Genomic DNA, 23,304 nt, shown 5'->3' on the forward strand with positions numbered 1-23,304 from the left:
CTACATTAAAGTTAATTGAAAAACCAAAGTTTAATAGCCATAATCACTATCATAACCACTAAGAAGGTTTTTATAAATCCGTCACCTTTTTTTACAGAAAATCTACTTGCTATCCATGCACCGCTTCCGTTTCCCAAAGCTAAAACTAGCCCCACAAACCAATTTACTTTATCATTAAAGGCAAAAACTGCCAAAGCTGATAACATATATGTAAAAACTACAACCACCTTTGTAGCATTGGCACGGACCAATGTCATTCGATTCACAAAGTTTAAAAATAAAATCATTAAAAAACCTAATCCTGCATTTATAAAACCACCATAAATGCCAAAAAAGAAAAAAGTTACTATACCTACCCATAAATACTTACCGGTAAGTCTTTCCTGTAAATCAGTTATTTTAATTTTTGGTTTGAATATAATAATCAACACTACGGTCAGCATTACTATAGCGAGGATGCGATTAAATGCTTCTCCGTCTACATCTACAGCAATTCTTGCGCCGATTATAGCTCCTAAAAGTGCTGAAATGCCTAAGTACATATTAAAGGGAAACGTACTCACTCCCTTACTTTTAAAGCCAGCCGTTGCCAAAGCTGTTTGTACCACAATGGCAACACGGTTGGTGCCATTGGCCACACTGGGTGGTAAGCCTAAGAATATAAGTACGGGCAAGGACAGAAGGGAACCACCTCCAGCGACTGTATTGACGAAACCAACAACAAAACCAGTAACTATTAAGAGTATATAATGGTACCATTCATCCATTATGCAAATGTACTATTGCAGAAGATAATAGGAGGCTAGTACTATTTGTTTTTATTACCCAAAACTACCCGATAAGTCTTTTCATTACTTTTTCTTAAGCTTATTCTTAAAATGGATAACGTAAGTGGCGTTAAAACCAAAATTTAAATTGGGGTTTCGAAAATTGAAATTATTTCTTGTTTGTGTAATAAAAGTATCTTCTACCATATTTACTGCGTTTGTCAACATAAATTGAAGCATTATGTCGCCTAGCTCCCAGTTGGCACCGATAGCAAAAGGGTTATAAGTATCAAATGATTCAATAGGATTAAACATATGGTAATACTCTGAAACCAAACTTAAATGACCTCCCAATTTATAACGGGCACCAAAACCAATAGCAAAAAAGCTATTAGGGTCATTATCTGTTAAACCTAGGCTTTTATGTACAAAAGTTGGTGAAATCTGAATAGAAAAATCTTTGGAAACTTTCTTTGAAATCAAAACTTGAGATGTATATGCCGTTCTATCAGAAAAGTCATCATTGATAGCCTGGTTTGCAATAGCGCTACTGTTATAACTTACGTTTTGAAATAAAGTGATGTTAAATGGTCGTCCCACGTTGTTTTTGTTTTTAAGTGGTAGTTTATATTTCAGGTGGGCATCAAACAAACCATCAAATGTTGTTGCTCCAGTACCAAAGGTTAACCTATCGGTTACCCCATATTCTAGAGCAAAACGAGTACTCAATCTATCTGCCACAAAACTTTGTGACCTATCAACTGGAAGATTCCAAAACCTACTGGAAGTCATTACTTCCATAATGCCTTTATCCCTAACCTCAGTGGAATGTCCAATAGTTATCCTAGTCATTTTAAACGTAGCTGGGATAAATTGATTTTCACCTTGCTTTTCAGACTCCAAAATTTCTAACAAATCTTGCGAATAAGATTCTTGGACTACAATCAGTAGCAGTAATGCTATTAATATGGTATTAATTTTCATAGGGCTGGTATTCAAATCTAAAATCTACTGAAATACTTTTTGCAATGTTACCTGCTAATAATGGAGGAATATTGATATCATAATCCTTGACTAAAGTTTCAAAATTCCCATAAACTACATATCCATTGGTATCGTTAACAATTTTGGTTTTAATCTCTAAAGGTTTGGAGACACCGTGCATGGTAAAAACCCCTTTGGTAATACGTGTCTGCTCTCCAATAAAATTGTGGTCAAAATCAATGATATCACCTTCAAAAGTCGCTTCTGGGTAAATATCAGATTCCACATAACTTTCATTGAAATGCTCTCTCATAAGGGCTTTTTCAAAAATAAAAGCGTTCATTAACATCCTTACAGCGATCTTTCCTTGATCAAGTTCAATTATACTCAGTACCTGATTGTTTTCAGCTTTTATGTCCTCAACAGAAGTATGAGAAAAAAAGGATACTTTACCCTGTCGGGAAATAACTCTTTCTTTATCTTCTTTATGTCCCATGCCCATTAATAGAGCTATAAAAAATATGGTGGTTATTCTAATCATTTTATTTGGTCTTTGCTATTATGCAATTAAGCATGATAACATCTCTAAGCATTCCTTTTAAAAGGCCTTTCACTAAAATGGAATCCCCTTCTTTTATGGCTTTTATATTGTCTGCTTGGTTTGGGTTTATATCGCAAATTATGTAGGTTTCTTTTTTTGTACTTCCCTTTAGCAAAATTGTTGTCCTTTTATTAACATGGTTTATTTCATGTACTAAACCGGCTACGGCAACAACCATTTCCTTTTCATTCTGCTCATTGGATATATTTAGAATTAAATTATCAGCAGATAATGAAATTTCAGGTTCTATATTCGTAAAGTCTTGATTTGCATCACTTTGGCAACTAACAATAAAAAAAACTATCAAAAAATAGGATAGTAAACGAAAGAATGAAAACTTTATGATCATATCATCAATAATACCTTCTGTGGATAAAACTAATACTTATGAAATAAACTGAAGGAATTCAAATCATCAATTTTAATCCCCAAGATATCTTGGGGATTAAATAAAAATGAACTAAATAACCAAAACTAAACACTAAACTTAATTTTTGATCTCTTTAATCTACAATTACAAGGACACCTGTCATGGTACCATGAAACTCGCAGTTATAAAACAGTTTATCAGGAGCATTTTGGGGAACAGTAAATGTAATTTCACCAGAGGAAGCACCGTTGTTCGCAACACCATCGTTAAAAGTATCTCCTGTACCAGTACTCTGAACTGATTTTATCAAGAAAGGATGACCAGGAGTATTAACAGTAAAAACATAGGTTTCTCCCCTTGTTAAGGTAAAGTTTGGGTTTTCAACACCATTTAACCCATTTCCACTAAAGGTATAAGATGTGGCTCCATTGTTATCAACTGTAAATGAGCGGTTCGTATTTGCATCAACTATTCTAATTCTACCTGTCATGCTACCATGAAATTCACAATTGTAGAACAACAAATCTGGTGTATCTTGTGGGACCGTAAATGTTATAGTTCCCGTTGATGCCCCATTGTTTGTAACACCTTCATCAAAAGTATCTCCAGTACCTGTGCTCTGATTTGTTTTGATAAAAAATGGATGGCCGGGAGTGTCTACAGTAAACTCATAGGTTTTCCCTCGTTCTAACTCAATTTCAGGGTTTTGAACATCAGTAAAACCAAATGTATATGCTGTGGCGCCAACATTACTTACTTCAAAAACCTTATCTACTGTGGAAGTTTGGTCATCTTCTGGAGCTGGTTCAGTATCAGGATTTACAATTGGCCATATCCCAGCTACTGGAAAGCCTACACCAAAGTTATCACCTCTATTTTCGTCTCCCCCAAAGTAATATAAAGGCCAACCTTTATAGGTAGCTTGAGTCTCACCAAAAACGTCTATTGCACTAAAATCGGCAGCATCAAAAATACTTGGAATATTTACAATGTCTATTTTAAGGATAGGCCACACACCATCATTTGAAAAGTCTTCATTGGTAAAGTTATTGGTATCCTTAAAATCATTGGAAAAATGATAAATAGTACGCCCATTAGCACTTGTCATGTATAAAGTTTCTTCATCTCCTTCTTCATAATCACTATTAAGGTTGGTCTCATTGCCGTTACTATCCCTTCCAACCAATTGTCCCCTAGCTATCATTATGGAATAATCCGGTTTTGCCACAAACCAAGTACCACCAGCACCATCCCCATTAATTTCACCAGCACTACCGTCATTTGAAAACAGGTACAAAGGCCATCCTTTATAGGTCCGTTGTTCACTGCCGTCTGCTCTTGTAATAGTGCCAAAATCAGCTGAATCAAGTCCATCATCCAATGTAAGCTCAGCAGTATTAAATGGTGGCCAAGTTGTTGCACAACCACCTGAGCAATTTGAATCTCCTTTACTATCAGGAGCAAAAAAGTATAAGGTAAAGCCTTCTGAATTGGTCAATACCGACCCAAATGTAGCATCAGACCTTAGCCTAACGGAATTTTCTACAACTACAGGGTCATCATCTGTTCCAGCGTCTGGGTCATTTCCATAACCACTGTCATCTGAACTACAACTGGCCATAAATAAAGTGACCGCTACGAATAAAAATAATTTTTTCATTTTCTTACTATTAGATTAATTAATGATGTCAAAGAAACCCCTGAATTGGCACCCAAGAACATAAAAGCTATGCGAAAGGGAATTTTCGTCCTTAAAGCGGAATACTTTATTAATTTTAAAATTGGGATATCGCCTTATCATATTAGAACTTTCTTTTAAGTGTTATATGTTACTATTTATATAAAATTGTTTGCTATAAGATTGTATAGCTTAAGCTTGGTTTAACCTCAATAAGGTTAATAAAAGCCCTAAACCTGGAGGCTTCTAAAAAATCTGCTCAAACTACTTAACAAAAACATGCTTTTGGGGATGGTTGACATGTGACTGCTATTCGTTCACCAATTTCGGGGTACCCGATTTCTGATAATACGTTTAAGACATCTGATAGTTCATTCGCCCTAAAAAAGTTAAAGACCACCAATGATTCTTTTGCGTAAAGCCGAATGTTGGAAACGTGATTTATTTCTGATAGTTTGGCTTCAATTAAATTTTTGCACCTAGTGCAAAACCTATTTTGAACCTGAATTCTTGCTAACTGTGTTTTCATTTTATGATTAATTAAATACTCTTGAAAGGTTAAATCCAAAGAAGAAATCGCCACTGCCCCAGTCTCCTGTTCCTTGCCCTAAAAATCCATTTGTATTCATAGGCTGCGCATTAGTAAAGTGTAATTGAAAAACATGACCTCCAGTCTCTATATCAACACCGATTGATAAAGGGTTTTTAAATGGTGAGGTTGATGCTCTATTTAGGTGATATCCATAATCAAAATTGAGTGAAAACCGTTTTGTGAGTTTATGTCTACCTCCAAAGCCTAAAACATATTGTGAGTTTTCCTGCTCATCGATAGCGACGTAATTATCATGGAAAAACGTTGGCATTAACTGTAATGAAAAGTTCTTGTTGAACTTTTTTGAAATTAATACCTGAGCTGTATATCCAAGACGGTTATCAAATTCTAGTCCTGGTAAAATTTGATCGTCCAAAGCCGTATTGAGCAATATGTTATTGGAGCTGACTATGGTAAAAGGGAAGCCACCAGATTTTTCCCTTATTAATCTAAGTTTTAAAGACGATTCATAAATTTTTTGAAAAGAACTTCGTGAAACCCCGATATTGATGCCATCTGTAATTCCATACAAAAAGTTTAAACGGGTAACAGCTTGGTCCAAGCCAAAAAAATCTTCAAAACCAGTATCGACCGATCCAAAACGATGGGAAACCACAAAGTATAGTTCTCCTTTTGATATCATTTTGGTTGATTCAAAATTCACGATTTTAAGCCCCTTAAAAGCAGCACTTTTATAATTGTTAGGCTGAACGGAGTCAAACTCCGCGAGTAAATCATCTTGGGCCTTTAAGTTGTAGTTGAACAATACAACTACTATCAGTATTAGTCTATTTTTCATTTGTTTAGTGTTTTAGTATTGTTGCTTGGTCAATTTTCACCATCAATAGAAGCTCGTCAAAACCTACACATCTACCTTTAATGGTTACATTGCCATCTATATTCAATTGACTATTCAAACTGTCAAGAAAGTCCACTTGAACTCGATTAGACATCACCATGCTGTTTGCTTCAACTTCAGTAATATTTCCACTGATTTCAACTACCCTGTCCATATACTTTTTGGTAGCTTTACCAGGGTCATTGGCAAAATGGAATTGAAGGTTTTCTGCCGATATGGTAAAATCTGTTTTCTCTTCAGATATCTCTCTGTGCTCGGGATTTATTACTTTCTTATTAATAATAGCCCCCGCCATTACCATTAAAACAATTGATATTACCATTATGTATCGCTTTTTCTTTTTGTTCATGGCTTAAGATTAAAATTGATGGTTACCTGGACTTCTTTAGCTATCTTATTTTTTACAATTCCAGGAATTTCAATATCAAAGTCTGAAGGGGTGACCATAAAGTCACCCTCCATGACTATGGCATCATTCAACTTTTGTAAACTGACCATTGTTTTGACCTGCTTTTCTTTTCCATGCAATTCTAATTTCCCATCCACCTCAAATTGCTTTGGGGTATTTGATAAACTGGAAAGGTCAAAACTGGTCAGCTTACCCTTGAATATTGCTTTGGGGTATGTTTCGGACTCTATATAATTTTCGTTAAAGTGCTCTTCCATCAGAGAATTCTTGAATCTAAAAGCAACTACTAATGCTAGAGAGGCAAATTCTCCAGAATCTGTATTTAGAACTGCTGTAACCGACTTGTTTACAGCTTCAACTGGTTCAAAAAGTTTTTCAGAAGCCTCAAATTTTATGTACCCTGATTTATCCACATACTTTTTTTGTGCGTGTAATGACAGTACAAATACATTTGTCAAAAAGGCAATTACTAGCAATAAAATTTTGTTTGTTTTCATCTTATGGTTTTTATAGTCGTTAGTAGATTAGTTTTCTGGGAGATCATTGTCAATCCAAGCTTGTATTTGATCTATGGTATTTTGCGGCAACCTTCCAGAAGGTGGCATAACACCAGAACCGTTGTCACGAGACATTGCACTTAAAATTCCATTAGCTCTGCTACTTACTTGCTGAAAGTTTACAAGAGCAAAAGGTGCCCCATTTCTTGGTGGATCTGCATGGCAACCAACACAGCTATTTTGAATTATAGCTCTTACAGTGTTCGCATAGGTTACCCCAGTTTCTCCAGGTTCACCACCACCATTTCCCTGTTCTTGATCAATGGCGATTAAATCATCTTCGCTATCGTTGGTACAGCTTAAAATGCAAAAGCCTATGAATAGCATTGAGAATAACTTAGTTGTTTTCATGTTTTCATTTTTTAGATTTAGTATTGTTTTGAATCCAAATGAACCCATATTCACTCGGGCAGTACCTATTAATGTTTGTGAAAGGGAATTTTTGAGCTTAATCGGGAATTTTGAGCGATGAAGTTTTCAGGATTGTTTTTAAATCAGGTTTCTAAGAAGCTTTCTTTTTAAGATTCCTATTTTAGCAAGACAAAATCAGCTATGCGAAAAGACCGTTTATACCTAATGACATTTTTGGCCATTACTCTAATCTTTTTGGTCATCTCAAGTATCGCTGCAAGATATTTTGTCAAGTTCAGTGTCGACAAAGTGCTTGAGACACAATTGGAGTTCAGTAAGAGGGAAGCGCGTGAAGTAGCTTCTTTATTGGGTACTCAACTTAAAAACGGAATCGCAAAAGATACCGTAATTGCTTCTTTACAGAAAAGTATTGAGAGTACAGACCGTACCACTGGCTTTGTAAGTATGTTTAATTGGTCGGGCAAAATAGTTTGCCATCCTGATATTAAAATTGTCGGGGAAAGCATTAGTCCAGAACAATCTTTTGTATCCTCAGTTTCTGATGACCTGACCTCAAATGATTTTTATAGTCTACTTCAAAACAAAGAAGAAGTTGGGGGTATACGCGATTTTGAAGATGCCTCACAAGAATCAGAAGTGGTATACCTATATCCAGTAGAATATTCAGATTGGATAATAGCGGCCCATGCCAACACCCGCGAGGTAATGGCACAGATTAGCGATTTAAAGAATAAGTTTTATACCATTTTGGTAATTATGGGCTTGTTGATTATAATTTCTTCCGTAGTTACTGTAAGATTGATAGGAAGTACATATGAAAAAAGGTTGGAAGCAAAAAACCTGAAATTATCAAATGAGGTAGTCAATCTTGCAAAACTTAACAGTGCCGTTAATGCCTACCAACAAAAAGTTGAGCATTCTGTAGGGGATAAAAAGGATGACAATGCTTCTAAAAAACGTATTCTCACCTATCGTAGAAATGAGTTAAAGCCTGTTCCCACAGAAGAGATTGCATACATATATATGGAAAATACAATTACCTACGTGGTCTGTATTGATGAAAAGCGAAGTACCTCAAACTCTAGTTTGGATGAGCTTTTTTCAAACTTGGACAGCGCTTATTTTTTTAGAGCAAACCGGCAATTTATTATTGCGATTTCTGCAATCGAAAAAATAGTGAAGTATGGCAATAATCAGCTAAAAATATTAGTGAATCCAAACTCTGAGGTCGATATTATCATAAGCAAAAATAAAGCTGCGGAATTTAAACAATGGCTGAATCTATAAAAGAACCTATTGAACCAAAAATTTTATTCCATAGAACAAAAAAGGTTATTATATTTGCACCCGCATTAGGAGAAGTGGCAGAGTGGTCGAATGCACTGGTCTTGAAAACCAGCGAGGGTCACACCTCCGGGGGTTCGAATCCCTCCTTCTCCGCTTAAAGACCTACAAAAGGCACCAAAAACCCTGTAAATCCTTGATTTACAGGGTTTTTTATTTTTAATGATATCAATTCATATCATTTAATATCAATTAAAAAGGGTTCCATTCGGTGTCACTTATATTCTTATTTCAACTGACACCGAATTATACTTAATGAACTGATTATAAGTATTTTATATTTTGTCTTGCTAATTTTTTATTTACTACCTTTAAGTAAATTCAAAGCACATTAGGTGTCATCTTCATTATCCATACTATTTTATATCAAGAAGAGCAAAGCTGACTCAAAGGGTAAATCGAACATTTACCTAAGGATTACTGTGGATGGAAAAAGAGCTGAATGTAGCATTTACAGAAAAGTCAAGATTGATCATTGGAATCCAAAATCCCAGAGAGTTCTTGGTAATTCTGCTGATGCAAAAGAGATAAATCAGCAGATCCATTTGATAAAAAATAAAATTTTTAAAATACAGCAAGAATATTTAAGGGTCGATAAAAGGTTTGATGCAATTGATCTCCGCGATGCATTTATTGGTAAAGGAAAAGCTCTAAAAATGCTCCTAAAGATTTTTCAGGAACACAATGACGAAGTAGAGAGTCTCATCGGAAAAGATTTTGCCGCCGGAACGGCTGAGCGGTATCGAACTTGCAAGAAACACGTTGCAGCATTTGTAAAGCAGAAATACAAGCGAAATGATATTCCTGTGCAGGAGGTAGACCATAAGTTCATTACAGGGCTAGAATACTATCTAAAAACAACCCGTAAGTGTGCGCACAACTCAGCGATCAAATACATCACCAATTTTAAAAAGATTATCCGGATCGCTCACGCTAATGATTGGATAGATAAAGATCCTTTTCTCCATTGGAAAGGAAAGCTTAAAATAGTCGAGCGCGAATTTCTGACTGAAGAAGAAATTCAGAAAATAATTGCTCTTGAATTTAGAATGGAGCGCCTGGAGCAAGTGCGTGACATCTTTATATTTTGTTGTTTCACTGGCCTCGCATACGCCGATGTGAAAAAACTAAATCGAGGCGACATAAGTGTTGGTTCTGACGGAGAAGAGTGGATCAAAACCAAACGTTCTAAAACAGATACAAGAAGTAACATTCCTATTCTACCTATTGCAAAGGCCATTATTGAGAAATATGAAGATAATGAGCTATTGAAAGAAAAAGATTTGGTGTTACCAGTTCTCAGCAATCAAAAAATGAATGCCTACATCAAAGAAATTGCGACTTTAGCGGGAATTTCTAAGAACCTAACCTTTCATTTAGCTAGGCATACATTTGCCACTACCGTCACGCTAACTAATGGCGTGCCTATAGAATCAGTAAGCAAAATGCTGGGTCATACAAATCTTAAAACTACGCAACATTATGCAAAAATCTTGGATATGAAGGTGTCACGAGATATGGCGATTCTTAGAGATAAGTTTAAGCCTAAAGATTAAGTGGTATCTCTATTGCTTCTTCTTTCTAAATTCTTAACATAGCCAAAATATGGACGGCCCCTTTCTGGCTCGTTTAGCATAAAGTTGTTCTTAGCAAATATGAAAGCTATGGATTTCCATTTATCTGTTTTCCATTTCTTTGCTTTAACATAGGTGTAAAATTTTCTTCCTTCAATTTCAGGAAACTTATTTTCTTTAAAGAAGAAAAGCACATTTTTAAGATTAAAAATTAAGTCAGGCTGTTTATTAAGTTTTCTTATTGTTTTTAGTTTTATGTAAGGTGCCAAATTTTGGCTAGGTTCTGGTTCGTACTTGTCCAAATTTTGGACCTTCAGTGTACTAGGACTTGTACCAATTTTGGGACGGTGATACTTCATCTCTATTTTAGAGCCAATTCTTGGGTTGTAGGAAGGTATGTACTTTAAATAATCCCAATCATTCAAGTCTTTCAAATATCTATGATAGGTTGTTTTAGACCTTATCCTTGCTCGCTCCATTATCAGTTCTCTATTGACAGTAATTATCTTCTCAAAATAACTTCTATTCCACTTATGAAAGAATGCTAGGTACAATGTGATGTGCCCCTGTTTAATTCTGATATCCTCATTGAAGTTATCCAAAATGGTATTGAGATGCGTGATGTAGTTTACTTTTTCCATTGATTCTACTATTTATCATTGACGTATTTCTTTTCGCGAAAGAGCACTTCTTTCTTTTTAGGCGGTTCAGTTTGCTCAAATAGAGACTGGAGCATTGCTAAAGTCGGTTTCGTTTGATTCTTCTCGATATTTTTTATAATTGCAATCATCCCATTCATTCGCTTTTTGATTAGATTTGAAACTCTTATTTCTACGCTTTGAAAGTCGGCACCTAATTCATCCGTTGGAGAAATACTATTATCTTCAAAAAAGTCGAGCATAACCAGTAATGTCATTGACTGAGATTTTGATAGACTTTTACCAAATGCCCTAAATCTCTTTGCCACTGAGGTTTTGATTTTTAGGCTCTCAAACCGCTCATTTTCGTATCCTTTATCCATTTTTTCTGAATTTTTCTGTTGATTTTACTAGTCTCAGAAGACTTTTTCAGAAAAAACTTCTTAAGTATCTGAAAATCAACAAATCATTAATTGCTCTCAATGCCTATGAACACTAGCCCTTTGAAAGAATCGATAAAATGAAACATCGCGCCAGCGTGTTACCCTCTTGCTATTCGATTCCTTTCATTTCATTTCAGGTATCTTCTTACATTTCTGAAACTAGAAATGCTCTTTTTTGCAAACAACCCAAAACAAAATTTTATGATTAAGTTCATCTGATTTTTATGATAATCTTATATAATCAACTGATTTACATAATATTCAATAACATATATTCGAGTATATATCATCAATTATTCATCCACTAAATTTTGTGTTTGGATACTGTCAATTAGTTGCCAAGTTGGCACTTTCCCCTACTTACTTATTATATCTAGAGCGTTTTCCTTTTCCTTGATTAGAAATAGGGGTATTTGCTAAAGATTGAGTCAATTTGGTGTAAAAAGTTGAATAGGAGCGTTCTTCTTTTTCTTTCACTTACTTCCCATAGCGCCTTCGCTGTTACCTTTTCGGTAGCCTCAATAAAATTTTGACTGAGTAAGGACTTATAAAAAGTGCAAGCATAGCGCGCCTGGTTATGCAGTCTGTCTCAGGCTAAATTTTAAATCTTTGTGTGAGGAAAGGTTGGAGTGACTTTTTGTAGAGCGAATGCTGTCGCTTTTTCTGCGACTGGGTTCAAGATGATGTAGTGAATCTCTTTTCTCGGAATGAAGCTTTTCGCGGAATGTAGAGGAATGGGGTGGAACGGTGTTATAAATACAATGTAGAATTGATGTTATGAGTCGATTAGGGATACTATTCGGCTCGCGTTTTTATATTCTTAGAATTGATTATTCAGTCTTCAAGAATAATATCAGGATACAAATCTTATGTGATTTATAAATCTATGGTTTCAATATAAAACGTCAAATCTCATTATCATAAGCTTTTTTAATTAATTGTGATTTACTGTTGATTTCAAGTGTTTTATAAATATTTTTAATATGCGTACGTACTGTGTCCAACGATACAAACAAGTCGCTGGCAATCATTTTATAGCTTTTGCCATCAACGAGTCCTGCAACAATCTCAAGCTGTCTTGGTGTAAGCAAGTTTTGCTTTGGTTTTTTCGGTACAAAATGATTCGTAACCTTTCTGGCAATGGCGGGCGACATATACGAACCTCCTTTAGAAACCACTTCAACAGCTTCAAGAATTTTTTTAAGGGATGTTTTTTTAGACAGGTAAGAACAAGCTCCAGCACAGAGCGCTTTAAAAATGCTGTCGTTGTCCTCAAAAGTGGTCAGCATAATAATATCGCAGTCCGGAAGTTGTTCTTTAATCAACGGAATACCCTCAATACCCGATATGCCCAATAAATTGATATCCAGAAGAATGACATCCGGATTATGTTCCAAGCTATTTATAGCTTCTAGAAAGTCCTCAACAGAGGTAGCACTCTGAATACATTCTACATTGTTTTGCCCATCAAAAAAGTCGTTCAGGCTTTCTTGAATCAACAAATCGTCTTCTATAAGTACTAATCTAATCATATTCATTTTCCACGCAAGTAGGAATTTCTTTACGGGTAGCTGATGTGTAAAGTTTCACCTTAGAAAGTTATGACATAAAAAGGCAAGTACAATCACATCTTAATGTGAAATTAAATATTGAACGGTAGACTTAAGTAGATACCAAAGCCATTTTCGCTTTCAAACTTTAGAGATGCACGAAGTTTCTCGGCACGCATAGCCATGTTAGATAAGCCCAATCCAGAAGATTTGTAAACGTCTTTCTCACTGCCATTATCTTTGATGATGAGCTGGCAACCCTTGGAACTATTTCCCAGCTTGATGGCAACCAAATCGCCATCAGAATGTTTTAGAATATTGTTAATGGCCTCTTTATAAATCAAAAAAATATGCTGTTTGGTCTGAGCGGGTAATTTTTTATTCAAATTTTGAATGTTATTACAATCCAATGTATAGGCAATGTCTTTGGGTAACAATAATTCTTCGGCTAGCTCGCGCATGCGCTCTATTAAATCTGCTATTGTTTCTCGTCTGCTGTCGATGCTCCAAACTAAATCCCGCATTTGAGATACAGCACTTCTGCTTATTGATGCTATTTTGTTCAGCCTCTTTTTATCATTTTCATTGGCGTTTTCTTCCAAAAGTTCAGTTTGCATAGCCAAACCAGATAATAATGAACCCACATCGTCGTGAAGGTCACTTGAAATTTTGGTACGCAGACGTTCTAAAGCTAAAACTTGTCGCAAGCGGTACCTAAATAAAACATAGACCAATACAATTAAGGTCATAATAACCAAGCCTATAAACCACCATTTTTTATAGAAAATTTGTTTTACAGTAATCGGAATAGACAATACTGAACCACTTTGGTTGCCATTAAAATCGGTTCCTTTTACTTTCAAAATATAGTCGCCCGCGGGTAGTTGGTTGTACCTTATAGATGTGGAATTGCTCTGATAAAACCAGCGGTCTTCAAAGCCTTCCAACTGGGTACTGAAGGTATTTTTGTTATTTTGAAAATAGGTGGGCAGCATCCAACTTACTTCAAAATACTGGTCATAAGGCGACAGCTCCAGTCTTGAAAATTCGGTTTGGGAGTAATCAGTTTCAAAATAGTCTTTAGTCTTGCTATTATAGCCCGCAACGCCTAAAAATTCAACGGGGGGAGGCGCTATAGCCTCTTGTAATTGATTGGGGACAAACACATTCACACCATTCATTCCTCCAAAATAAAACAAACCGTCACTACCTTTAAAAAAAGAGGAAAAATTAAATTCATTGTGCGAAAGGCCGTTTTCGGTGTAAAAGTTTTGAAAATCACCAGTAGCTATATCCATAACGGACAATCCATTGTAAGTGCTTATTAATAACGTATTTCGTCTTGTTTTTATAACACCAACGACATTGTTGTTGGGTAAACCACTATCTGTAGTGTAGTATGCCAAGAGTTTTCCATCTCCCGAGATGTGTCTTAAACCACCACCGTACGTACCAACCCATAAACTGCCATCATCATCTTCTAGTAGAGACAAAACTTGGTAATTACCAAACGCTGGAATGGTACTCTGATTGTAAGATGTAATGATTTCGCCTTTAAGGTCAATTTTTATCACGCCATCATTCCGGGTACCAAGCCAAACTTGATCTGGGTCACGACTTTTTTCAAAAACCCGAATACCTCTAATATTAGAATCTAGCGCATTCGAGCTAAAAATGGGCTGGCTTTTTTTAGACTTAGTATCAAATACCGTTAAATGTTCAAAAGTGAAGCCAAAAAGTAATTTACCGTCGTCCAATCGTAACAAACCGTTAGGCCCATGAACATTATTGTGTGACTTAAAGGTATCGTACGTTGTGGTAAGACCTGTTTTTAAATTTATTTCACTTAAACCGTTTGCTGTAGTATAGGCTTTGGTTTTCGTTTCGTCGGTTACAAGGAAATTAGCATCGTATAGAAGTGAAACGGGTTTTCCTAAGGCGTCCTTCAAGGGCAAAGTGTCGGTTATTCCTGTTTTTGTAGCGTACCAGAGTTTATGCTGATTTTCACACAAGGAAAAAATACGACCCTCAGAAGCTTCAAAAATACCACGCATAGAGCGCCCCCAACCTTCTTTTTCAGATTTAAAAAGCGTTCTAAAAAGTTGTTCTTCGGTTTTTATTTTGAAGAGGCCATTGTCAGTACTTCCCCAAAGTAAGCCCGTATGATCAACATACAACGAACTGATTACAGAAAAATCAAAGGCGTTTTTTAATATTTCGCTATAGTTGGTAAAACTCCCCTTAGAATCCATCTTATATACGCTGGAATCACTCGAAAACCATATATTATTATTCTGGTCTTCGATGGCACGCCTAAAAACATCATCTGTTTTTAGTATGGTTTTGTAAGTCTCGGTTTTACTATCGAAAATGGCAATACCACCACTAGAGTTTGGAAAATAATAGTGGGTATTATTACTATCGAAAAAGGAAGGTACATAATGTATCGCATCACCAGACCAATTATGAGTGTCTAATTTTATATGCTCTAACAACTCACCTTTGAGACTATATTTGTTAGTTCCTCGGGTGGTTGTCCACCATATAAAACCATCGGCATCTATGGCCACGTGGTTGAAAACACGTTTATAACGATTAACAGTTGCAATAACTTGAAAGGCATTGTTTTCAAACTTTTGAAGGTACAATTTTGAGCTATCCTTTTGTACTTCCCAAAAATCATCGGTAACTACCCAAATAGCATTGTCTTTTGTTTTAAAGACATCCAACACCCTATCTTTTAGGTTGTGCTGTTTTGTGTAATTTATAATGGAATCTTCGGTGAGCCGTAATTGAAACAACTCATCATTGGCCATAAACCATAAGGCATTTTTGGTCGGCTCATACACCATATTAGCTTTGATGAAGTCTTCTTTAATGTAAAAGGGATTCTTGGTATTGCTCGTGTAGGCCTTAAAATTTTTACCGTCGTAACGGTTGAGGCCTTGCGTCGTACCAAAATACATTAAACCTTTACTGTCTTGGGCAATATTAGACACGTCTCTAAATAGAAGACCATCATCTGTGTTCAATACATCAATCTGTGAAGGGTTTTGAGCGAGTGCATTTCCTATTAAAAACCATAGAAAAAAGCCGAAAAGAGTTGGCAAATGTCTGTGAATAGTTTTCAAAAGGAGTGGCTTAATTTGGTTGTAAAAACCAAATATACAGAATAATAACTCCACAATTTCACATCAATATGTGATTGACTACAATGAGCCATTCGTGTAATTTTCGTCTCATATTTATTAACTAAAATCAACTATTATGAAAACATTAAAAACTAGTTCTATTTTTGCCGTATTGATTTTCTGTATGACTTTCTTAATAACAGGTCATCATACTGCAAAAGCACAAACAGGACCTGCGTTCGTTCTAGACTATCCTAACGCCGACGCTTCTTTAAAAATGGCTCAACAGTACATTACGGGCTGGAAAGAAATGAACTTGTCAAAACTGCAAAAAAACCTATCCTCAGACGCCGTAATTTATGGCTTAGGTAGAGGAAATGATTCACTTACCGTTGCCCAGCATAAAGACTTTTTAAAAGAAAGATTTGAAACTTACACCTTCGAAGTTAGTAACGAACTCTATTTACCTGTTAAGGTGACTAATAATCGGAATGAAGGAGAATGGGTACTCTGCTGGGGGCTTAATACTGCCACCAATAAAGAAAATGGCAAAGTAAGCCCTGTTAGATATCACATTGCTGTTCTTACGGAAAACGGAAAAGAAATTAAAGCGGTCTATTATTTCTATGATACTGGTGATTTTATGGAAAGTCAGGGATGGACTATGACCCCGCCAAACAGTAAGTAAAGCGTGAATTCTAAGAAAACTTGAAAGCTACACTATTGTAGTTTATTCGCTTAGCGCGAAAATCAATAACATAAAGGGTTGGTAATACAATCATCAACCCTTTTTTGTCAAATCATTCTGCGAGAAAACTCTCAAAAATCATACTATGAAACGTCACCTATTCACCGGCTATCGCTTTGGGGTTAAACTCCTGAAAAATATGACTATGGTAAAAAATACTCCGATCAAACGATCTTACCTTCCAAATACTAAATATACCGTAATGGTCTGTGCAGTGCTGTTTACCATTGCTACTACCGCACAGCGCTGGACTCCATATGATCCAGAAAACATCGCCGCATTTAAACCTGCCAAGCAATCTAGTCAATTTGGGCACGGTCACGCAAATCGCGCAGTAGATGGCAATACTGATGGACACTACCACCACCACTCCATCACTCATACTCAAAATCAAGAAAACAGTTGGTGGGAGGTAAATTTACTAGAGGAATATGATATAAAATCCATCACACTTTATAACAGAACCGATTGTTGTGATGATAGACTTTCTAACTTCTCCATCATCGTTGCAGACCGTGAAGGAGGCAACGGAACAAAATTCAATAATGACGGTAGCTTTTTTAGAGGAAGTAAAAAATTTACTGGTAATGCCCGAGGCCAGTTCGTGCGCATACAGCTAGACAGGCAAGGAATTCTGAGCTTAGCCGAGGTAGTAGTAAATGGCACTTTGGTAAATAAGCGACGTCAATCTAATGATAACCTCGCTCTGGGAAAACCCACGCGGCAAAGGAGCACTATAAACAATCGTCCCTCTAATCTCGCAAACGACGGAAATCTAGAAGGAAATGTAAACCTAGGCTCCGTAGCTACTACCAATAATGAATCACGACCCTTCTGGGAGGTCGATCTAGGCAGAAACTATTTGATAAAAGATGTGGTTATTTCAAAACGCACAGATGGCAATCAAAATGGATTAAAAGACTTTAATATTTGGGTAACGCAGGACATACGAAACGACAATAGAAATACAGAACCTTTTTTTGCACAAAAGCTGCACCTAGAACAAAATATACAACGATTTACAGGGGCAACGAAACGCCCTGGACGATACGTGCGTGTTCAAATGAAAGGAAATGGTCCCTTAGAACTTGGTGAAGTGCAAGTTTACGGAGAGGAGATAGGCGATCTAGATATAAGTCTTCCTGATCAAAGCAGGGTGGTTTATACAGTCTCTGCCTACTCAAATGGCACCAGTTCGCCCATTACTGTAACTCAGGAAATTGCAAAAAACATCACAGAAGGCTTTAGCTTTTCAAAAAGTACTGAAGAAACTGATAATCGTTATTGGGAAGTATCTGCATCGGTCAAGGCCAGTGTAAGTTATCTTTTTGCAAATATTGAGGTAACCGCAGGCACTAATGTAGGTGGAAGTACTACCAAGAAAGATGTCTCCTCTCAGGCATCTAATTTTACAGAGTCAAAAAACACGATTGATACGGATGTTATACCCGTGCAACCCAACAGGACCATTTACAAAGTGAAAAAATGGAAAATTGTTGCTAAGCCGTTTGTTTATACGGCTAATGGAAAACAGTATAAATTCAATAGAATACTGGATGCTTCTACTTCTTTAAACGATACGAAGACTTTAGAATACCCCTTCAACTTTGATCCAGGATTTGAGTTTGACTCAGACAACCGTATCTCAGATGCCAATTTCAAAAAAATTATGGATAACTATCAATCAGAAAGATTAGGAAGTACTGCACAAACGCCTACTAATTCGACGCCTAATCAACAGCCTGTTGTTAGCAACACAAACCCTGAAAATACGTCAAACGCTACGCCGAATACGGTTGGTGAGGAGGTTGAATATGATGTCTTAAAATTTCACGAAAGTGAAAATATTACAATCGGACAAGCCAGACAGCTAGCACAGCAAAATGGATGGCAACTTGCCACCGCTGGGGAGATAGAAGATGAGTGGCAATACAATGACTTGCATATAGAAAAATGCGGCCTGATAGAAGATGGGCGCATAGCCGCTCCCGTGCAAAGGGAAACCGATATGCTGTATCGGGGTGCTAACATAGGCTTAGATACAGATATTGTACACGGCTTCTTTTACTATGAAAACTAATTTTCAATACTTCTAAAATAGAGACCTATGAAACCGATAATCATTTTTATAACCACCACATTATTTTGGATGGCAATGCCAGTGCAGCAAGATTTCAAATTTAAAAGTAGCACAACTTTAAATCTTGAAAAAAGTGTAACTGCTTATAATGAGTTTATCTACACTATACAATTCCCCTCCGGTAAAACTGCCGAATGTAAACAAACAGAAGGAATGTACACCGTTGCCTATTACAATGGCCCGTTGCCCAGTAACTATCCCAATACTTCAGCCAATGAAAACGAAGAGAAAAGAAACCTCATCATTCTTAAAAACGTGGTCTTTAACAGTCCCGTAACAACAGATTCTGAGAATAGTGGCATCCTTACCATAAAGACCAAAAAGCCCTCCACGGGTCCGGGCATTACAGACCAATAGGTCTATACCGCCATTAGAATAGAAAAACTTGTGCCAGAAAATGCGTACGACCCACAAAATTTTAAGCGTATTGAAATTTCGTATGCCGAGGAAAAACACGATAATTCTTTTCTAGACAGAAACTAACTAAATGTAAAGTTTTAAAAATGACAGCAACGTATTTACTAAAAACAGGAGTGTCAGTATGCATAGTACTAAGCTTATTATCTTGCCAAGCACCCAAAGAAGATCAAGAACCAATAAAAGCAACCGCAATAGAAGCTAGCTCTTCTAAAGTAAAACCCGAATACTTCCAGTTGCGCCCCGAAGTGGAAAAAGCCTACGGCTACTCACACGCTGTTAAGGTTGGGAATTTCATTAAAATTTCTGGCGCTGTAAGTATGGACAACGAAGGAAATCCTACAGCTGTAGGCGATATGGAACAGCAAATAAAAAACTGTTATGCCGATTTACAAAAGATACTCACCCACTACGGTTGCACTTTTGACGATGTGGTAAAGGAAGACATTTTTACTACCAGTATGCCCAAAATGTTAGAAGTGTCTGGGTACCGTACTCAAATTTATAAAAATCAATTTCCCACAGGGTCTTGGCTTGAAGTTAAGGGATTAGCGCTACCAGAATTTATGGTTGAAATTGAAGTTGATGTACATAAATCTAATTAAAAGTACGAAAACGACTAAAATAAATACTAAACAATCAGAATTATGAAAAAACCAACCATATGAAAACAAAATCTGTAAAAAATCTATTGAATATTTTATATGTTTTAATCCTAATTATTGGAGCATATTATGTTTTAACAAGAGCATTTTCAATGGTCGTGCCTTCTCAAGAGTCTTATGGAGATTATTACTTTTCCAGAGTCAATATTTTGCTTCCACATATAATTTTAGGAATTATTGCCATAATAATCGGACCTTTTCAATTTATACCCTCATTTCGGAATAAAAATATTCATCGACATAGGCTATTGGGAAGAATATATTTGGTCTGTGTAGTACTTGGAGGCATTACAGGGATGTATCTGGCTTTAACATCACAAGTAAATCTTGGTTATAAATTTGGATTAATGGCGATGTCATTTTTTTGGGCTTCAACAGGATTGATGGCATTCTTTTCTATTAAAAAAAGAAAAATTGAATTGCATAAGGAGTGGATGTTAAGAAGCTACACAATAACGTTTACAGCATTTGTATTTACGAGATTGATTATTGATGTCTTACAACCGCTGAAAATAGCTGAACCAGTAGATATTTATGCTCTATCTGTTTGGTCGAGTTGGGTTATTCCTTTGCTAATATTAGAAATGGTTATACAAGGGAAAAAGATGTATAGCTAAAAGTTGACGATATTAATATTTGCTTGATATAACAAAAAAATTTAATAGTTATCAAAAGGAATAGAAATAAGTTTAGAAAAAAATGAACAGATAATAACTACAGTTGTAATCAATTAAAAAATAAAACTAATGAAGAACTTACTAATCATTTTAGTATCATCAATTTTACTGTTTAGCTGTAATACCGAATCAAGCAAGAAAACAACCAAAGAAAAAAGTAATCCAAATACAGAAGTATTAACTGAAACTAATAATGATTCCATACCCTATGGAAATAATAGTGGTCAAAAAGTTAATGTTAATGGAATAGAAATGTATTATGAAATATATGGACAAGGTGAACCACTTGTTATCATTCACGGAAATGGTGGAGATATTTCAAAAATGGCAGGGCAAATTGACTTTTTAAAAGACAAGTACAAAGTAATTATCGCCGATAGCAGAGGACACGGAAAATCTCAATTGAATACAGACAAACTAACATTAGCTTTAATGGCAGATGATTGGAAATCATTACTTGATAAGTTGAAAATCGAAAATGCAAATTTTTATGGCTTTAGCGATGGAGGAAATATAGCTATGATTATTGCTAGTAAATATCCAAATAAAGTAAAAAAATTAGCAGTTATGGGGTCTAATATGAGACCTGATACATCTGCTATTTATCCTTGGGCTGAAAAATTTGTTGATGATAACCATATGATGGTAAAAGGTATGATTGCAAAAAAAGATGATTCAGCACCTTGGGCAGTTATTGACCAACATCTTGACCTTTTAGATTACGAGCCAAAATTCACAAAAGAAATGTTAGGTAAAATTGAAGTGCCCGTTTTGGTTATGGCTGCTGATAAAGACATCATTAAAGAAGAACATTCTGTTGAATTCTATCAATCATTTCCCAATTCACAATTAGTGATTTTCCCGGGTGAAACTCATTTTGTTCCATTAACAAACCCAGATTTATTTAATCCATTTTTAGATAGATTCTTTGGGCAAGAATTTAATAGACCTGATAGTAAAGACGTTTTATTGGGGAATCAATAGAAAGAAAACTGATTAAAACAACGTATAAAAATAATAGGGCAATGAGTGCTTAATCCAATGGTAATAGCACTTTTGCAAGGTCGCCAAATTTTTAAATTTGGCTTGTGTCTATCCGAATGATAGTCGCCTTTTTTCAGCCCTACTATTCTTATACACGACCGTTGTGCTTCCCTATAGTAAACCGCTAACCAATGATAAAATTCTTTAGAAAAATAAGGCTCGATGCGCTTTCGCGAAAGCGTGTACCTAAGTATCTCACCTATGCCATTGGCGAAATTATACTTGTTGTAATTGGTATTTTAATTGCCCTTCAGATTAACAATTGGAAAGAGCAACGCGCAGAAAATGCCACTGAGCAAGCTATATTAAAAAGGCTTGAAAAGGAATTTAATTCGAATAGAGAACAACTTCTGGATAAAATAGAATTTAGAAATACTTTGATTGAAAGCTCTAGGCAATTATTAGAATATTTTGATAATCCAGAAAATGCTACACGCGATAGTGTATTTGTTTATTTGAGTACGATTCAGCCACCAACCTTTGACCCTATTCAAAATGACCTGGTAAGCTCTGGAAATATCGAAATTTTGAAAGATGAAGAATTAAAGCAACTACTCGTCAACTGGAGCACAGATGTGATTCAGCTTCAAGAAGTAGAGCGAATATTTCTCAGATTTTGTGAACAAGAATTCTATCCTTATTCAAATGAAATAGATATTCAGCGTGAATTAGCATATTACTATTACAAGAACATCCCAAAAAATTTGTTGGACCCTAGACAAGTTAAAAACCTCATACCAGGAGAATCAAAACTCGTTACAAGGACTACGGATGAACTATTGAAAGACACGAAACTGGAAGGTATGGTCGCCTGGTCATTGACTCTAAATATGTTTAACAATCAAGAATCTGAAACTCTATTGAAAAGGATAGACGATATTCTTGAAGCTTTAGATAGCCAAATAAAAAGATAATGAGATTACAATTGTAACCAATGATTAAATTCTTCAGAAAAATACGTCTAGATGCGCTTTCGAGAAAGCGTATGCCAAAATACCTCACCTATGCCATTGGCGAAATCGTCCTCGTCGTTATCGGAATTCTCATTGCCATACAGATTAATAATTGGAATGAAAAGCAAAAAGATGCAGAAAAGGAACAGCAAATCCTTTTGAGTTTAAGGGAAGAATTTAAGCAAAATATAAAAGAACTCGAATTTGACCATAGGTTAAATGAAGGGTGTTTAAACGCCATTGTTGCTTTAATGAATTTTGATCATACAAGTTCATTTAAGACTAAAACAATCGATAGTTTACTAGGGCAAATGTACAATTACGCTACATTTGACCCACGATCGGGCGTGATTAACGATATTATATCTTCTGGTAATCTAGAAATCATAAAAGATGCAAAATTAAAATATGCACTAAACCAGTGGACTGGCGAACTAGACGATTACAAAGAAGACATTATTGTAAGAAGAGCGTATTGGATAAACAATGTACCCAAAATAATGTATAAGTATATTCCAGTGCGCAACGCAGATGCATCAATGAACAGATCTGATTACAGACGTGATATTATTATTCAACCTCTAGAAGTTGCAAAAGAAAATTATGAGGCTTTCTTGTCAAGCTTAGAAGTAGATAGTATGTTGTTTGATTATTATATGAATCAATCTTACGTTACAGTAAATGAAAATACGATTATGCAGTTTTTAAAGAACACCTTAGGTCTAATAGAAGCCAATATACAAACCGAATAGATGATAATTATAAATGAATAACCTATTGCGCGCAGGCTT

23 protein-coding genes and 1 tRNA gene are annotated in these 23,304 nt (G+C 35.7%); 11 read left to right on the forward strand and 13 right to left on the reverse strand.

What is annotated here, in order from left to right; translation table 11 throughout:
* Positions 1 to 11: 11 nt before the first annotated feature.
* The 9 genes from AACP56_RS01765 to AACP56_RS01805 all read right to left on the reverse strand — a co-directional run bounded on the left by AACP56_RS01765 (position 12) and on the right by AACP56_RS01805 (position 7,168).
* Positions 12 to 767 (reverse strand): sulfite exporter TauE/SafE family protein, encoded by a 756-nt coding sequence (locus AACP56_RS01765; RefSeq protein WP_339334090.1) that lies wholly within the window; start codon positions 765 to 767, stop codon positions 12 to 14.
* Between the two features lie 84 nt (positions 768 to 851).
* Positions 852 to 1,751, reverse strand: coding sequence for a DUF5777 family beta-barrel protein (locus tag AACP56_RS01770; RefSeq protein ID WP_339334088.1), 900 nt, complete (start codon positions 1,749 to 1,751; stop codon positions 852 to 854).
* The gene (locus AACP56_RS01775) at positions 1,741 to 2,292 is read right to left on the reverse strand and encodes a YceI family protein (protein ID WP_339334086.1); all 552 of its coding nucleotides are present in this window, start codon (positions 2,290 to 2,292) and stop codon (positions 1,741 to 1,743) included. The genes AACP56_RS01770 and AACP56_RS01775 overlap by 11 nt, the downstream gene beginning before the upstream one ends.
* 1 nt (position 2,293) lies before the next feature.
* Positions 2,294 to 2,659: an OB-fold protein gene (locus tag AACP56_RS01780; RefSeq protein WP_339334084.1), complete on the reverse strand. Its 366-nt coding sequence runs from the start codon at positions 2,657 to 2,659 to the stop codon at positions 2,294 to 2,296.
* Between the two features lie 196 nt (positions 2,660 to 2,855).
* Complete coding sequence (locus tag AACP56_RS01785; protein ID WP_339334082.1) at positions 2,856 to 4,382, reverse strand: hypothetical protein; 1,527 nt, start codon at positions 4,380 to 4,382, stop codon at positions 2,856 to 2,858.
* A gap of 554 nt (positions 4,383 to 4,936) precedes the next feature.
* The gene (locus AACP56_RS01790) at positions 4,937 to 5,791 is read right to left on the reverse strand and encodes a DUF5777 family beta-barrel protein (protein WP_339334080.1); all 855 of its coding nucleotides are present in this window, start codon (positions 5,789 to 5,791) and stop codon (positions 4,937 to 4,939) included.
* 4 nt (positions 5,792 to 5,795) lie between these two features.
* On the reverse strand, positions 5,796 to 6,200 hold the full coding sequence (locus tag AACP56_RS01795; protein ID WP_339334078.1) for an OB-fold protein: 405 nt from the start codon (positions 6,198 to 6,200) through the stop codon (positions 5,796 to 5,798).
* Positions 6,197 to 6,757, reverse strand: a complete 561-nt coding sequence (locus tag AACP56_RS01800; protein WP_339334076.1) for a YceI family protein — start codon at positions 6,755 to 6,757, stop codon at positions 6,197 to 6,199. Before AACP56_RS01800 ends, AACP56_RS01795 begins: the two co-directional genes overlap by 4 nt.
* Positions 6,758 to 6,784: 27 nt before the next feature.
* A complete protein-coding gene (locus tag AACP56_RS01805; RefSeq protein ID WP_339334074.1) occupies positions 6,785 to 7,168 on the reverse strand; it encodes a hypothetical protein in 384 nt (127 codons plus the stop codon).
* 201 nt (positions 7,169 to 7,369) lie between these two features.
* Here AACP56_RS01805 and AACP56_RS01810 point away from each other — a divergent pair, with 201 nt between their 5' ends.
* The 3 genes from AACP56_RS01810 (at position 7,370) to AACP56_RS01820 (ending at position 10,089) form a co-directional block, all read left to right on the forward strand.
* Positions 7,370 to 8,476: a LytTR family transcriptional regulator gene (locus AACP56_RS01810; protein ID WP_339334072.1), complete on the forward strand. Its 1,107-nt coding sequence runs from the start codon at positions 7,370 to 7,372 to the stop codon at positions 8,474 to 8,476.
* A gap of 68 nt (positions 8,477 to 8,544) precedes the next feature.
* Positions 8,545 to 8,629, forward strand: a tRNA-Ser gene (locus AACP56_RS01815).
* 239 nt (positions 8,630 to 8,868) lie between these two features.
* Entirely contained in the window at positions 8,869 to 10,089 is a 1,221-nt protein-coding gene (locus AACP56_RS01820; RefSeq protein WP_339334070.1) for a site-specific integrase, read from the forward strand.
* On the opposite strand, the gene AACP56_RS01825 is transcribed toward AACP56_RS01820, so the two are convergent.
* From AACP56_RS01825 to AACP56_RS01840, 4 genes are all read right to left on the reverse strand, one after another.
* Positions 10,086 to 10,748 carry a hypothetical protein gene (locus AACP56_RS01825; protein WP_339334068.1) on the reverse strand — a complete coding sequence of 221 codons (663 nt, stop codon included), beginning with the start codon at positions 10,746 to 10,748 and terminating at the stop codon, positions 10,086 to 10,088. The genes AACP56_RS01820 and AACP56_RS01825 overlap by 4 nt on opposite strands.
* Before the next feature lie 8 nt (positions 10,749 to 10,756).
* Entirely contained in the window at positions 10,757 to 11,128 is a 372-nt protein-coding gene (locus AACP56_RS01830) for a BfmA/BtgA family mobilization protein (protein ID WP_339334066.1), read from the reverse strand.
* A gap of 965 nt (positions 11,129 to 12,093) precedes the next feature.
* On the reverse strand, positions 12,094 to 12,720 hold the full coding sequence (locus tag AACP56_RS01835; protein WP_339334064.1) for a response regulator transcription factor: 627 nt from the start codon (positions 12,718 to 12,720) through the stop codon (positions 12,094 to 12,096).
* A gap of 110 nt (positions 12,721 to 12,830) precedes the next feature.
* The gene (locus AACP56_RS01840) at positions 12,831 to 15,869 is read right to left on the reverse strand and encodes a ligand-binding sensor domain-containing protein (protein ID WP_339334062.1); all 3,039 of its coding nucleotides are present in this window, start codon (positions 15,867 to 15,869) and stop codon (positions 12,831 to 12,833) included.
* A gap of 136 nt (positions 15,870 to 16,005) precedes the next feature.
* Between AACP56_RS01840 and AACP56_RS01845 the strand changes: the two genes are divergently transcribed.
* From AACP56_RS01845 to AACP56_RS01880, 8 genes are all read left to right on the forward strand, one after another.
* Positions 16,006 to 16,557, forward strand: coding sequence for a hypothetical protein (locus tag AACP56_RS01845; RefSeq protein ID WP_339334060.1), 552 nt, complete (start codon positions 16,006 to 16,008; stop codon positions 16,555 to 16,557).
* 145 nt (positions 16,558 to 16,702) lie between these two features.
* Positions 16,703 to 18,697: a galactose-binding domain-containing protein gene (locus AACP56_RS01850; RefSeq protein ID WP_339334058.1), complete on the forward strand. Its 1,995-nt coding sequence runs from the start codon at positions 16,703 to 16,705 to the stop codon at positions 18,695 to 18,697.
* Between the two features lie 27 nt (positions 18,698 to 18,724).
* Complete coding sequence (locus AACP56_RS01855; protein ID WP_339334056.1) at positions 18,725 to 19,114, forward strand: hypothetical protein; 390 nt, start codon at positions 18,725 to 18,727, stop codon at positions 19,112 to 19,114.
* Positions 19,115 to 19,260: 146 nt separating this feature from the next.
* Positions 19,261 to 19,779: a RidA family protein gene (locus tag AACP56_RS01860; RefSeq protein WP_339334054.1), complete on the forward strand. Its 519-nt coding sequence runs from the start codon at positions 19,261 to 19,263 to the stop codon at positions 19,777 to 19,779.
* A 59-nt stretch (positions 19,780 to 19,838) separates the two neighbouring features.
* A complete protein-coding gene (locus AACP56_RS01865; RefSeq protein ID WP_339334052.1) occupies positions 19,839 to 20,456 on the forward strand; it encodes a DUF2306 domain-containing protein in 618 nt (205 codons plus the stop codon).
* Positions 20,457 to 20,585: 129 nt separating this feature from the next.
* Positions 20,586 to 21,500, forward strand: coding sequence for an alpha/beta fold hydrolase (locus AACP56_RS01870; protein WP_339334050.1), 915 nt, complete (start codon positions 20,586 to 20,588; stop codon positions 21,498 to 21,500).
* Positions 21,501 to 21,691: 191 nt separating this feature from the next.
* The gene (locus AACP56_RS01875; RefSeq protein ID WP_339334048.1) at positions 21,692 to 22,474 is read left to right on the forward strand and encodes a hypothetical protein; all 783 of its coding nucleotides are present in this window, start codon (positions 21,692 to 21,694) and stop codon (positions 22,472 to 22,474) included.
* Positions 22,475 to 22,494: 20 nt separating this feature from the next.
* Positions 22,495 to 23,265: a DUF6090 family protein gene (locus tag AACP56_RS01880; RefSeq protein WP_339334046.1), complete on the forward strand. Its 771-nt coding sequence runs from the start codon at positions 22,495 to 22,497 to the stop codon at positions 23,263 to 23,265.
* Positions 23,266 to 23,304: the final 39 nt, after the last annotated feature.

This window comes from Croceitalea sp. MTPC6 (assembly GCF_036985525.1).
Classification (GTDB): Bacteria; Bacteroidota; Bacteroidia; order Flavobacteriales; family Flavobacteriaceae; genus Croceitalea.

What these genes read in the sequence shown, in the direction of transcription:
- AACP56_RS01765 (WP_339334090.1), bottom strand. Translation starts at nt 767, where the DNA reads ATGGATGAATGGTACCATTATATACTCTTAATAGTTACTGGTTTTGTT.
- AACP56_RS01770 (WP_339334088.1), bottom strand. Translation starts at nt 1,751, where the DNA reads ATGAAAATTAATACCATATTAATAGCATTACTGCTACTGATTGTAGTC.
- AACP56_RS01775 (WP_339334086.1), bottom strand. Translation starts at nt 2,292, where the DNA reads ATGATTAGAATAACCACCATATTTTTTATAGCTCTATTAATGGGCATG.
- AACP56_RS01785 (WP_339334082.1), bottom strand. Translation starts at nt 4,382, where the DNA reads ATGAAAAAATTATTTTTATTCGTAGCGGTCACTTTATTTATGGCCAGT.
- AACP56_RS01790 (WP_339334080.1), bottom strand. Translation starts at nt 5,791, where the DNA reads ATGAAAAATAGACTAATACTGATAGTAGTTGTATTGTTCAACTACAAC.
- AACP56_RS01795 (WP_339334078.1), bottom strand. Translation starts at nt 6,200, where the DNA reads ATGAACAAAAAGAAAAAGCGATACATAATGGTAATATCAATTGTTTTA.
- AACP56_RS01800 (WP_339334076.1), bottom strand. Translation starts at nt 6,757, where the DNA reads ATGAAAACAAACAAAATTTTATTGCTAGTAATTGCCTTTTTGACAAAT.
- AACP56_RS01805 (WP_339334074.1), bottom strand. Translation starts at nt 7,168, where the DNA reads ATGAAAACAACTAAGTTATTCTCAATGCTATTCATAGGCTTTTGCATT.
- AACP56_RS01810 (WP_339334072.1), top strand. Translation starts at nt 7,370, where the DNA reads ATGCGAAAAGACCGTTTATACCTAATGACATTTTTGGCCATTACTCTA.
- AACP56_RS01825 (WP_339334068.1), bottom strand. Translation starts at nt 10,748, where the DNA reads ATGGAAAAAGTAAACTACATCACGCATCTCAATACCATTTTGGATAAC.
- AACP56_RS01830 (WP_339334066.1), bottom strand. Translation starts at nt 11,128, where the DNA reads ATGGATAAAGGATACGAAAATGAGCGGTTTGAGAGCCTAAAAATCAAA.
- AACP56_RS01835 (WP_339334064.1), bottom strand. Translation starts at nt 12,720, where the DNA reads ATGATTAGATTAGTACTTATAGAAGACGATTTGTTGATTCAAGAAAGC.
- AACP56_RS01845 (WP_339334060.1), top strand. Translation starts at nt 16,006, where the DNA reads ATGAAAACATTAAAAACTAGTTCTATTTTTGCCGTATTGATTTTCTGT.
- AACP56_RS01850 (WP_339334058.1), top strand. Translation starts at nt 16,703, where the DNA reads ATGAAACGTCACCTATTCACCGGCTATCGCTTTGGGGTTAAACTCCTG.
- AACP56_RS01855 (WP_339334056.1), top strand. Translation starts at nt 18,725, where the DNA reads ATGAAACCGATAATCATTTTTATAACCACCACATTATTTTGGATGGCA.
- AACP56_RS01860 (WP_339334054.1), top strand. Translation starts at nt 19,261, where the DNA reads ATGACAGCAACGTATTTACTAAAAACAGGAGTGTCAGTATGCATAGTA.
- AACP56_RS01865 (WP_339334052.1), top strand. Translation starts at nt 19,839, where the DNA reads ATGAAAACAAAATCTGTAAAAAATCTATTGAATATTTTATATGTTTTA.
- AACP56_RS01870 (WP_339334050.1), top strand. Translation starts at nt 20,586, where the DNA reads ATGAAGAACTTACTAATCATTTTAGTATCATCAATTTTACTGTTTAGC.
- AACP56_RS01875 (WP_339334048.1), top strand. Translation starts at nt 21,692, where the DNA reads ATGATAAAATTCTTTAGAAAAATAAGGCTCGATGCGCTTTCGCGAAAG.
- AACP56_RS01880 (WP_339334046.1), top strand. Translation starts at nt 22,495, where the DNA reads ATGATTAAATTCTTCAGAAAAATACGTCTAGATGCGCTTTCGAGAAAG.